Annotated in this window: 11 protein-coding genes and 1 pseudogene; 8 read left to right on the forward strand and 4 right to left on the reverse strand. The window is 68.1% G+C overall.

Annotated features, from left to right (window positions below):
• The 8 genes from JHC57_RS10285 to JHC57_RS10320 all read left to right on the forward strand — a co-directional run.
• The coding region (locus JHC57_RS10285; protein WP_294029908.1) for a hypothetical protein at positions 1–182 on the forward strand (182 nt) is incomplete at its 5' end.
• 178 nt (positions 183–360) lie between these two features.
• Entirely contained in the window at positions 361–1332 is a 972-nt protein-coding gene (locus JHC57_RS10290; protein WP_294029909.1) for an N-acetylmuramoyl-L-alanine amidase, read from the forward strand.
• An 82-nt stretch (positions 1333–1414) separates the two neighbouring features.
• Positions 1415–2668, forward strand: coding sequence for a D-arabinono-1,4-lactone oxidase (locus tag JHC57_RS10295; RefSeq protein ID WP_294029910.1), 1254 nt, complete (start codon positions 1415–1417; stop codon positions 2666–2668).
• Complete coding sequence (locus JHC57_RS10300; protein WP_294029911.1) at positions 2665–3810, forward strand: DSD1 family PLP-dependent enzyme; 1146 nt, start codon at positions 2665–2667, stop codon at positions 3808–3810. Before JHC57_RS10295 ends, JHC57_RS10300 begins: the two co-directional genes overlap by 4 nt.
• Complete coding sequence (locus tag JHC57_RS10305; protein WP_294029912.1) at positions 3807–4433, forward strand: TetR/AcrR family transcriptional regulator; 627 nt, start codon at positions 3807–3809, stop codon at positions 4431–4433. Before JHC57_RS10300 ends, JHC57_RS10305 begins: the two co-directional genes overlap by 4 nt.
• A gap of 59 nt (positions 4434–4492) precedes the next feature.
• Positions 4493–7009, forward strand: coding sequence for a transglycosylase domain-containing protein (locus tag JHC57_RS10310; protein ID WP_294029913.1), 2517 nt, complete (start codon positions 4493–4495; stop codon positions 7007–7009).
• Between the two features lie 71 nt (positions 7010–7080).
• Complete coding sequence (prfB, locus tag JHC57_RS10315; RefSeq protein WP_294029914.1) at positions 7081–8208, forward strand: peptide chain release factor 2; 1128 nt, start codon at positions 7081–7083, stop codon at positions 8206–8208.
• Positions 8208–8930, forward strand: coding sequence for a methyltransferase domain-containing protein (locus JHC57_RS10320; protein ID WP_294029915.1), 723 nt, complete (start codon positions 8208–8210; stop codon positions 8928–8930). The genes prfB and JHC57_RS10320 overlap by 1 nt, the downstream gene beginning before the upstream one ends.
• A 3-nt stretch (positions 8931–8933) precedes the next feature.
• Here the strand turns inward: JHC57_RS10320 and JHC57_RS10325 are convergent, their stop codons facing one another.
• From JHC57_RS10325 to coaBC, 4 genes and pseudogenes are all read right to left on the reverse strand, one after another.
• Positions 8934–9299, reverse strand: coding sequence for a DsrE family protein (locus JHC57_RS10325; RefSeq protein ID WP_294029938.1), 366 nt, complete (start codon positions 9297–9299; stop codon positions 8934–8936).
• Positions 9287–10036: a HesA/MoeB/ThiF family protein gene (locus tag JHC57_RS10330; protein WP_294029916.1), complete on the reverse strand. Its 750-nt coding sequence runs from the start codon at positions 10034–10036 to the stop codon at positions 9287–9289. The genes JHC57_RS10325 and JHC57_RS10330 overlap by 13 nt, the downstream gene beginning before the upstream one ends.
• A gap of 78 nt (positions 10037–10114) precedes the next feature.
• Positions 10115–10576: pseudogene (gene dut, locus JHC57_RS10335) on the reverse strand (dUTP diphosphatase); the annotation flags it as partial.
• Positions 10539–11801: a bifunctional phosphopantothenoylcysteine decarboxylase/phosphopantothenate--cysteine ligase CoaBC gene (gene coaBC / locus JHC57_RS10340; protein WP_294029917.1), complete on the reverse strand. Its 1263-nt coding sequence runs from the start codon at positions 11799–11801 to the stop codon at positions 10539–10541. The gene coaBC and the pseudogene dut, both read right to left, overlap by 38 nt.
• Positions 11802–11899: the final 98 nt, after the last annotated feature.

Raw genomic sequence — 11899 nt, forward strand, 5'->3', positions numbered from 1 at the left:
GGCAGGGCGGGCGCGCAAGCGAACGCCCCGACTGTCCGGTCAACCGGGTGGACTGGCGGCAGGTCGCCCTTCCCCGCATGTCCGGCACCAAGGCGGCCATGATCCGCACAGTCGCGGAGCAGGCCTTCCCCTCAAAAGGCCGGACGGCACCGGGAACGACACCGTCAGTGATGGCGTGCTAGCATCGGCACGGGCCGACGGCAACCACAACCGCCGCCAAAGATGGCAAGGCTGTCACACTGTTGCAAGAATGCCATTCGCCGGGTGGCATCGGGCGCGGGCGTTTGGCCTTGCCGACCGGCTGGCTTTTGGCGCACCATGGCCAATGGCGGGTTCATTTCGATCTGCCGCGGGGGCCCCATGTTTTCGAATAAGCGCTGGACCATCATGCGCCGCGGGCGGCATAGACGCGCAATGAGCCTGCTTGTCCTGCTCGGGATGATCGCGACCCCGCCCGCAGCCCTTGCCGGGCGGCCGGGCGGCGATCCCGCTTTCGGTGGCCCACGCGGCGAATTGGAGGCTTCGGCGGGTTTCCGGGCCAAGCGTCCGGGCAAAAGATACAGCGTCACCGTGCCGATCGGCAAACCGAAGCCTTCGGTTGCGCTCCCGCGCATCGAAGGGCCGGCCGACACCCGCCTCCCCCTCGTCGTGATCGACGCGGGGCACGGCGGGCACGATCCGGGCGCGATTTCGCCGCACGGCGGCGAGCGCGAAAAGGATATCACCCTTGCGCTCGCCCGCGCGATTCGCGCCGATCTGCTCGCTTCGGGCCGCGTCCGCGTCGCGCTGACCCGCTCCGACGACCGGTTCCTCGTACTCGAGGAACGCTATGGCATCGCGCGGCGACTGAAAGCCGATCTGTTCATTTCGGTCCACGCCGACGCGGCGGAGAATCGACAGGCGCGCGGCGCGTCGATCTATACGCTGTCCGAAGTCGCGTCGGACCGCGAGGCGGCGCGGCTCGCGACACGCGAGAACAAGGCCAATATCATCAACGGCATCGACCTCGGCGCGCACAGCGGCGACGTGTCGGCGATCCTGCTCGACCTGACGCAGCGCGAGACGATGAATGTCGCATCCGAATTTGCCCGCCTGCTCCAGCGCGAGGCGTCGGACGAGATCGAATTCCGCACCACGGCGCACCGCTTCGCATCCTTCATCGTGCTGAAGGCGCCCGATACGCCGTCGGTGCTGTTCGAAACGGGCTTCCTCTCGAACAAGGAGGATTCCGAATTTCTCGTCTCTTCCGCCGGGCAGAGGAAGGTCGCGCGCGGGGTCCGCGATGCCGTGCAAATTCACTTCGCACGGCGGATTGCCGGAACCGGGCGCTGATCAGCCCGGCCTCCACCAAAATATAGTCTTGACTAACTTTTTTTCGGGCGACAAATTTTTGGCCTGATCGCGGGAGAGCGTCATGAGCTGGAGCAACTGGTCGGGCAGCGTCACTGCGAGCGCGGCGGTTGCGCGCCCGCAAAGCGAGGATGAACTCGCGGCGCTCGTCCGCAGCGCCAACCGCCTGCGCGTCACCGGCGCCGGGCACAGTTTCATGCCGCTTTGCGAATCGGGCGAGCTGATCGTCAGCCTCGACGACATGACGGGCACGCTTCATGTCGCCCCCGACCGCCGCACCGCGCGCATTCCCGCGGGCTGGAGCATCCGCCGGCTGACCGCCGCGCTGTGGGAGGAGGGGCTCGCGCTCGCCAACCAGGGCGACGTCAACCCGCAGTCGCTCGCCGGCGCGATGGCGACAGGCACGCACGGCACCGGGATCGACCTCGGTTCGCTGTCGACCTTCGCGTGCGGCTTCCGGCTCGTCGGCGCCGACGGCGAGGCGCACTGGTGCGACGCCGGCACCAACGCCGACCTCTATCAGGCGCAGCGCCTGTCGCTCGGGCTGTTCGGCGTCGCGACCGAGGTCGAGGTCGCGGTCGTCCCCGCCTTTCACCTCGCCGAGCGGATCGAAAAGCGGCGCTGGGCCGAAATCCGCGAAAGCTACGACGAGCTGGCGCAGCAGCACCGCCATATCGAATTCTGGTTCTTTCCGCACAGCGACGATGTGATCCTGAAGACGCTCGACCCCTGCGACCCCTGCGACCCGCCACCAAGCACGACCGATATGGAGGAAACGGCTTTTCGCCGCGTACTCGACATCGCCGCGCGCCTGCCGTTCCTCACGCCCTTCCTGCAGCGCCTGATGATGCGAACCGACATCGACGGCGGCCGTCGGGGTCCCGCGCACGCCATCTTCCCTTCGGACCGCACGATCCGCTTCGAGGAAATGGAATATGAAATGCCGCGCGCGGCCGGGCTCGACGCGCTCGAGGAGGTGGTCGGCTGGATTCGCAGGAAACGCCTGCCCGTGACCTTCCCCTTCGAATATCGCACCGTCGCCGCCGACGATATCTGGATGAGTCCGATGAACGCCGGCCCGGTCGCGGCGATCTCGATGCACCAATATGCGAAAATGCCCTGGCGAAGCCTGTTCACCGACGCCGAGGCGATCTTGCGCGGCGCCGGCGGGCGGCCGCACTGGGCGAAGCGCCACACGCTGGATCGGGCCGACGTCGCCGCGCTCTATCCGATGGCGGGCCGCTATATCGCGGTCCGCCGCGCCGCCGATCCGCACGGCAAATTTCTCAATCCGCATCTGGAGGCCCTGTTCGCATGACGACCGACCGTGAATTGCACGAGCATCTGATCGGGCGGCAGGGCTCGCGCGCCGACCTCAACACGCCCGTTCTCGTCCTCGACGTCGATGCCCTCGACCGCAATATCGCGAAAATGGCGGCACTGACGGCAGACAAGGGGGTCGCGCTGCGTCCGCACGCCAAGACGCACAAGAGCGTCGATATCGCAAAGCGCCAGATCGCGGCGGGCGCGGCCGGCGTCTGCTGCGCCAAGATCGGCGAGGCCGAGGTGCTGGCCGGAGGCGGCGTGACCGGCATCCTGATCACCTCGCCCGTCGCCGCGCCCGCCGCGATCAGCCGCCTCGCGAAGCTCGCGGCATCGGCCGGGGGGCTGATGGCGGTGGTCGATCATCCGGACGTCGCCGGCCGCATCGACGCGGCGCTGGCCGCGGCCGGAGCAAAGCTCGACGTCGTCATCGACATCGACCCCGGCATCGCGCGCACCGGCGTCGCGTCGGCCGAGGCGGCGGTAGCCCTGGCCGAGGCGATTTCGGCGGCGCCGAACCTCGAATATCGCGGCGTGCAATATTACTGCGGGTCGCAGCAGCATATCGAAAGCTATGCCGACCGCCGCGCCGCGATCGTCGAACGCACCGCCTATCTGCAGGAAATCATTGCCGCGCTGACGGATGCGGGCTTCGCGCCCGGCATCGTCACCGGTTCGGGCACCGGCACGCACCGCATCGACCTCGAACTCGGCGTCTTCACCGAACTGCAGGCGGGCTCCTACGTCTTCATGGACAAGCAATATCTCGACTGCGACATCGCCGATGGCGGCGAACCGCCGTTCGAGGTGTCGCTGGCGGTCGACGCGCGCGTCGTCAGCGCGAACCACAGCGGGCTCGTCACGATCGACGCCGGCTACAAGTCGCTCTCGACCGACGGCGGCGTCGCCGTCGTCCGGCGCGGTGCGCCCGAAACGGCCTTTTTCGCCTTCATGGGCGACGAACATGCCGCGCTGATCGCACCCGATATCGGAACGCAGCTTGCGCCCGGCGACCCGGTCAGCCTGACCGTGCCGCACTGCGACCCGACGGTAAACCTCTACGACCATTATCACGTCGTCGCGGGCGACACGGTCGTCGATATCTGGCCGGTCAGCGCCCGCGGCCGCGCGCGATGACGCTCGCCGCGCGGCGCCCGCCGCAGCAGGACCGCGCACGCCAGACACGTGAACGGCTGCTCGACGTCGCAGGCGAGCTGCTCGCCGAGGTCGGGATCGAGCGCATCTCGACCAACATGATCGCCGCGCGCGCCGGCCTGACCCCGCCCGCGCTCTATCGCTATTTCGGCGACAAATATGCGGTGCTCGAAGCGCTCGGCCGGCGGCTGATGGAGCGTCAGAACGCCGCGCTCGATGCCTGGCTCGCGCGCCACGCGCCGGGCGGCGTCGCCGCGATGGCCGATCGGATCGGTAGTCTGCTTGCCGAAAATGCGGCAGCGACGCGCGCCGAACCGGGCGCGGTATGGATCCTCCGCGCGCTCCACGCCTCACCGCAACTGGTCCACGTCCGGCTCGAATCGCATCGCCATGTCACCGAACGGCTGGTCGATGCCTGCGTGCCGCATCTTGGCGGTATCGAGCGCGGCGCGCTGTGGTCGCGCCTCCGGATCGCGGTCGAACTCGGCTTCGCCGCCGATGAAATGCTCCATGAGGAAGATCGCGTTCCGGCCGACGTCGTGCTTGCCGAAACGGCGTCGATGCTGCGCGCCGCGCTGCTCGACCTGACCGCGCACGCCTCCTGAGACACCTCGCCGCAACCATACTTCCCTTTCGGCCGCGCAGGCTTTAGAGGCGGGGGCATATGGCCGCCGACAGTCCGCCCGATTTCCGCCTTCGCCTCCGCCGCGACGGCAATGCCGTCATCGCCTGGTTCCGCGACATGTGGACGCGGCGCTGGTTCCGCTGGCTCGGCTGGCTCATCCTCGCCGGCCTGCTCGGTATCGTGCTGATCTGGGCGGTTTTCGCGCGCGACCTGCCTTCGGTCGACCAGCTTCGCGACTATGAACCGCCACTGCCGACGATGGTCCGCGACGGTGAGGGCAAGCCGGTGCACAGCTATGCCCGCGAACGCCGCGTCCAGCTCGAATACAGCGAATATCCGCAATTGCTCGTGCGCTCGTTCCTCGCCGCCGAGGACAAGACCTTCTTCAGCCATGGCGGCATCGACTATCCGGGCATCGCGACCGCGATCGTCACCAACCTGACGAACAGCGGCCGCCCCGTCGGCGCCTCGACGATCACCCAGCAGGTCGCGAAGAATCTCCTGCTCACCAACGAGCTCAGCTATCGTCGCAAGGTGCGCGAGGCGATCCTGGCGATGCGTATCGAGAGCGCGCTGACCAAGGAGCAGATCCTCGAACTTTACCTCAACGAGATTCCGCTCGGTCGCCGCAGCTTCGGCGTGCAGGCGGCGAGCCGCGCCTATTTCGACAAGGACGTCGACCAGCTCCAGCTCCACGAAATGGCGTTCCTCGCGATCCTGCCCAAGGCGCCGGAGAAATACGGCCGCGCCCGCAACGAGGCGGAAGCGCTCGCGCGTCGCAATTTCGTGCTCGGATCGATGGAGACCAACGGCTGGATCAGCGCCGCGCAGCGCGACGCCGCACGCGCCATGCCGCTCGGCCTCACCAACAGCGGCAACCGCGCGGTCGCGCAGGTCGGCGGCTATTATATGGAAGAGGTGCGGCGCCAGCTGATCGCCCAGTTCGGCGAAACCGCCGACAACGGTCCGCACAGCGTCTATGCCGGCGGCCTCTGGGTGCGCACGCCCTATGACGGCAAGATGCAGCAGGGCGCGACGATGGCGCTCCGCAAGGGGCTCCAGCGCTACGACGCGGGCAAGGGCTGGTCGGGCCCGATCGCGACGATCGAGGCCGACGACCAGTGGCAGAGCCGCCTCGCGTCGAGCTTCATCGGTATCGACTATGACAATTGGCGCGTCGCCGCGGTGATCTCCAAGTCGGCGGGCGCGGCGCGCATCGGCTTCGCAAACGGCGACACGGGCACCCTCCCCGCCAGCGCCGCGGCGATGGGCTATCGCAAGACCGGCGGCAGCGCCTTCTCGGCAATGCGCCCCGGCGATCTGATCGCCGTCAAATCGACCGGCGGGTCGAACTACGCGCTGCGCAACATTCCCGAAGTGTCGGGCGGCATGGTCGTCGAAAGCCCGCATTCGGGCCGCATCTATGCGATGCAGGGTGGCTTCGACGTTCGCCTGTCACCCTTCAACCGTGCGACGCAGGCCGAACGCCAGCCGGGTTCGACGATCAAGCCCTTCGTCTATGCCGCCGCGCTCGACAACGGCATGACCCCCGCGACGATGATCGTCGACGGACCCTTCTGCGTCTATCAGGGTGCGCGCTTCGGCAACAAATGCTTCCGTAATTTCGGCGGCGCGGGCGGGTCGGGCGAGCATACGATGCGCTGGGGCCTCGAACAGTCGCGCAACCTGATGACGGTGCGCACCGCGAGCCAGATCGGCATGGAACCGGTGGTCGAGATGATCGGCACGATGGGCATCGGCAAGCATGAGCCCTATCTTTCGACCGCGCTCGGCGCCGGCTCGACCACGGTAGAGAAGATGACCAATGCCTATGCGATGCTCGCCAACCACGGCCGCGAACTCAAGCCGCGCGTCATCGACTATGCGCAGGATCGCCGCGGCAAGGTGATCTTCCCCGCGAACTGGAAGCCGTGCGAGGGATGCAACAAGAAGGATTGGGACGGCCGCCCGATGCCGCGATTCGCCAAGTCGGGCAAGCAGCTGATGGACGCGATCACCGCCTATCAGGTCGTCCATATGCTCGAAGGCGTCGTCCAGCGCGGCACCGCGGTTCGGCTGCGCGACCTGAACGTGCCGCTGTTCGGCAAGACCGGTACGACATCGGGGCCCAACGACGTCTGGTTCGTCGGCGGCACCCCCGACGTGATCGCGGGCATGTATATCGGTTTCGACCAGCCGCGCAGCATGGGCGGCTATGCGCAGGGCGGCAGCTATGCCGCGCCGATCTTCAAGGATTTCGCCCTCGCTGCGCTCGCCGACCGCCAGCCGATCCCCTTCGCGGCGCCGAAGGGCGTGCGCATGGTCCGCATCGACCGCCAGTCGGGGCGCCGCGTCTACGGCAGCTGGCCGGGCACCGATCCCAAGGCGTCGATCATCTGGGAGGCTTTCAAGCCCGAAAGCGAACCCCGGCGGACGATCCGCGAAGAGGAAATCAAGCCGATCAGGGCGCCCAAGCGATCGAGCGGCCCTGCGCAAAAGGGCACGACGGGGCGTACCGACAGCGACTTCCTCGACGACCGCGGCGGCATCATCTGACGTCGCGCACATCCTTCCCCTGCGGCCGCTGAGGCCGTAAGGGCGGGACCAACCATTTCAGGAGCAAGGACATGCGCGCCGAAGCGCAGGATCATATCGACAAGATCAACGCCGCACTGGCGCTGCTGCGCCGCTTTCTCGACTGGGACCGCGCCGTGCGGCGGCTCGACGAACTCAACGCGAAGGTCGAGGACCCGACGCTGTGGAACGACGCGAAGGCGGCGCAGGAAGTCATGCGCGAACGCCGCCGGCTCGACGAGGCGATCACCGCGACACGCGCGATCGAGACCGAATGCGCCGACACCGCCGAGCTGATCGAACTCGCCGAGATGGAAGGCGACGAGGCGATGGTCGACGAGGCGGTGGCGTCGCTCGCCGCACTCGCGGCGCGCGCCGAGGAAGACAAGATCAAGGCGCTTCTCGCGGGCGAAGCCGACGCCAACGACGCCTATATCGAGGTCCATGCGGGCGCCGGCGGCACCGAAAGCCAGGACTGGGCCGAGATGTTGCAGCGCATGTACATGCGCTGGGCCGAAAAGCGCGGCATGCGGGTCGAACTCGTCGAATATCAGGCGGGCGAACAGGCGGGCATCAAGTCGGCGACGATGCTGGTCAAGGGCGAGAATGCCTATGGCTATGCCAAGACCGAAAGCGGCGTCCACCGCCTCGTCCGCATCTCGCCCTACGACAGCTCGGCACGCCGCCACACCAGCTTCTCGAGCGTCTGGGTCTATCCGGTGATCGACGACAATATCGAGATCGAGATCAACGAGGGCGACCTCAAGATCGACACCTATCGCGCCTCGGGCGCGGGCGGCCAGCACGTCAACACGACCGATTCGGCGGTCCGCATCACGCACATCCCCACCGGCATCGTCGTCGCGAGCCAGAACGACCGGTCGCAGCACAAGAACCGCGCGACCGCGATGGGCATGCTGAAAGCGCGAATGTACGAGGCCGAGCTGCAGAAGCGCGAGGCGGCGGCGAGCGGAGAATATCAGGCGAAGACCGAGATCGGCTGGGGCCACCAGATCCGCTCCTATGTCCTCCAGCCCTATCAGCTGGTGAAGGATCTGCGCACCGGGGTGACCTCGACCGCGCCCGGCGACGTGCTCGACGGCGCGCTCGACCCGTTCATGGCGGCGGCGCTGTCGCAGAAGGTGACCGGCGAAAAGGTCGAGGTGGAGGACATCGATTGATGAAGCGCGCGGTTCTTCTGGCCGCGCTAGCGACCATGCCGCTGCTCGGTGGCTGCGACGCGCCTTGGGACGATAGCGGCAACCGGGCCGAAACCGCGCGCGACTTTCCGCCCGCCGACCGGCCGGTGGCGCCGACGGTTTCGACCAAATGGTCGACCGAGGAAGCGCGCGACCGCGTCAACGAGGCCGATGATGTCATGGATTCCGCCGACGTCCGCCCCGGCATGACCGTCGCCGACATCGGCGCGGGCGACGGCTATTACACCGTGCGGCTCGCGCAGCGCGTCGGTGCGGGCGGGCGCGTTCTCGCGCAGGACATCATTCCCGAGGTGATCGAGCGCCTCGCCGACCGCGTCGCGCGCGAGCGGCTCGACAATGTCTCGCTGAAACTCGGCGCGGTCGACGACCCGCGCCTGCCCGGGGCGAGTTTCGACCGCGTCTTCATGGTCCATATGTATCACGAGATCGGCGAGCCCTACGCCTTTCTCTGGCGCCTGCGCCCGGCGCTGCGCAAGGGCGGTCAGGTGCTCGTCGTCGACGGCGACCGGCCGATCGCGCAGCATGGCACACCCTTCCGCCTGCTCGTCTGCGAGTTTCAGGCGGTGGGCTACAAGCTCGTATCCTACGACGACAAGCAGCACGCGGGAGGCTATCTCGCGCGCTTCGAGCCCGCGGGCAAACGCCCCGAGCCCGACGCGATCAAGGTCTGCGACAACCCATAGGGTCTAATAGACGATCAGCCGGTCGTCGGCCCCGACCTCGGCCAGGAAGCTGACCAGCCCCGACGTGCGGACATGCGGGATCAGCTCGGTTGCCGCCATGCCGACGAGCGCCATGCCCGACTGACAGACGAACAGCGCGACCTCCATCGCGATCGCTTCCTCGACCAGCCATGCGAGATCGGGCTGGCCCGCGGCGCGGCGAGCCTCGTCGCCGGCAAAGGACAAGGGATCGCGCAGCAGCGCCGCGGCCTCGCCCTGCAGGAAGATGCGCACCGGACGCCCGAGCGCCGCCGCCGCCATGCCCGCCTCGACCGCCGCATAGAGTCGTCGCCCCTCGGCGACCGCGACGATGATGTTCAGACCTTGCATATCGGGCACTCGGGATCCTCCGGCACGCCGACCTCGCGCCAGCGGCGATCGAGCATATCGACGAGCGCGAGCCGCCCCGTCAACGCCGAGCCCCAGCCCGACAGCGCGCGCGCCGCCTCGAGCGCCGCCATCGTCCCGACCATGCCGGCGAGCGCGCCCATCACGCCGGTTTCGGCACAGTTGATCCCCCGCCGGTCAGGATCGTTGCCGACGAGGCAGGCGTAACAGGCATGGCCGGGCCGCCAGCCCTCATAAAGCGCGATCTGTCCCTCGAACGCCCCGATCGCGGCGCTGAGCAGCGGAATTTCGAGCGCGACCGCGGCGCGGTTGACCGCGAGCCGCGTGGCGAAATTGTCGCAGCCGTCGAGGATCAGGCTCGCCCCCGCCAGCAGCGTTTCGGCATTGGCTTCGTCGAGCCGTTCGGAGACCGCGATCGCATCGACATGCGGATTGATCCGCCGCGCCGACGCGGCGGCGACTTCCGCCTTCAGCGACCCGATATCGGCGTCGGTGAACAGCGGCTGACGCTGCAGGTTCGACAGCTCGACCCGGTCATGGTCGACGATCGTCAGCTTTCCGATCCCGGCGGCGGCGAGATAGGTGATCGCGGGACAGCCGATCCCGCCCGCGCCGATCACCGCGACATGCGCGGCTTTGAGCTTCGCCTGTCCCGCCCCGCCGAAGGCCGGAAGGATGATCTGGCGCGCATACCGGTCGAGTTCGGCGTCGCTGAGCACCGGTCAGCGGAGCTTGATGCCCGACAGCGAGGCGACTCCCGCGGTGTTCGCGGTCTCGTCGCCCGCGTCGCTTTCGACCCCGGTCGACCCGAAGCCGCCCGCGCCGCGTGCCGTTGCGTCGAGTGTTTCGACCTCGGCGAAGGCCGCGCGCTGCACCGGCGCGGGAACGAGCTGCGCGATGCGGTCGCCGCGCCTGATATCGAAGGGTTCGTCGCCGAGGTTCGCGAGGATCACCTTCACCTCGCCGCGATAGTCGCTGTCGATCGTGCCCGGCGTGTTGAGGCAGGTGATGCCGTGCTTCAGCGCAAGGCCCGAACGCGGGCGCACCTGCACTTCATAACCGGGCGGGATCGCCATCGCGAAGCCCGTCGCGACCGCGTGACGCGTGCCGGGACGGATCGTCAGCGTTTCGGCCGCGACGACGTCCATCCCCGCGGCGCCGTCCGACGCATAGGCCGGCAGGGGCAGGCCGCCGCCATTCGGCAGCCGCTGGATAGCGATTTCAATCTCTTTCAAGGGGTGTGCGCTTTTCGAGCTCATCGGCGATCTTTTCCATCAGTTTGCGGGCGACGGCCTGTTTGGGCAGCCGGTCCCAGCTGTCTACGCCGTCTTTGCTAACGATATGCACCCGGTTGCTCTCACCGCCCATCGGGTCGGCCGAGACGTCGTTCGCGACGATCCAGTCGCACCCCTTGCGCGCGAGCTTGGCTTCGGCATGCGCGATGACGTCGTTGGTTTCGGCGGCGAAACCGATCAGCAGCGGCGGGCGCTCGGGACTCTTCGCGAGCCCGGCAAGAATGTCGGGATTTTCGGCGAGCGCGAGCGGCGGGACCCGTCCGCTGCCGTCTTTCTTGATTTTCCGCGGCGCGGTGTCGGCGGCGCGCCAGTCGGCGACCGCGGCGACCATGATCGCCGCATCGACGGGCAGGCCCCCGGCGACCTCGGCGGCCATTTCGACCGCGGTTTCGACATCGACCCGGATCACGCCGGGCGGGGTCGGCAGCGGGACCGGGCCTGCGACCAGCAGCACCTCGGCACCGGCTTCGGCGGCGGCGGCGGCGATCGCAAAGCCCTGCTTCCCGCTCGACCGGTTGGCGATGTAGCGCACCGGGTCGATCGGCTCGTGCGTCGGCCCCGCGGTGACGAGGATGCGCCGCCCGAACAGCGGGCGATGGTTCGCGGGCGCGAAATCGGGCTGGCCGGCCAGCGGCACGATCGCGGGGGGATTGGCGAGCGCCTTGTCGATCGCTTCCTTGATCGCCGCCGGTTCGGGCAGGCGGCCGGGGCCATATTCGCCGCACGCCATCTCGCCCTCGTCGGGCTCCATCACGCTGACGCCATCGCCGCGCAAGGTCGCGACATTGCGCCGCGTCGCGGCGTGCAGCCACATACGCACATTCATCGCGGGCGCGGCGAGCACCGGCTTGTCGGTCGCGAGCAGCAGCGTCGTCGCCATGTCGTCGGCGATTCCCGCCGCCATCTTCGCGAGCAGATCAGCGGTCGCGGGCGCGACGACGACGAGGTCGGCTTCGCGGCTGAGTTCGATATGCCCCATCTCGACCTCGTCCTTGAGATCGAAGAGGTTCGTATGGACCTTGTTCTCGCTGAGTGCGGCGAGCGTCAGCGGGGTCACGAACTGCTCGCCCGCGCGGGTTAGTACGCAGCGCACGGTCATGCCCGCCTTGCGAAGCAGGCGGACGAGCTCGATGCTCTTGTATGCGGCGATGCCGCCGCCGACGATCAGAAGAATGCGGGGGGCGGCCATCAGCGGTGGCAGGCCTGCCCGTTATGGGCGGCGACCGACAGGGTGTGATTCATCGCCGTCTCCTTCGCCTCCCAGTTATGCGCTTCGGCGCGCCAGTT

Origin of the sequence: Sphingopyxis sp. (genome assembly GCF_016463645.1) — a bacterium.
Taxonomy (GTDB): Bacteria; Pseudomonadota; Alphaproteobacteria; order Sphingomonadales; family Sphingomonadaceae; genus Sphingopyxis.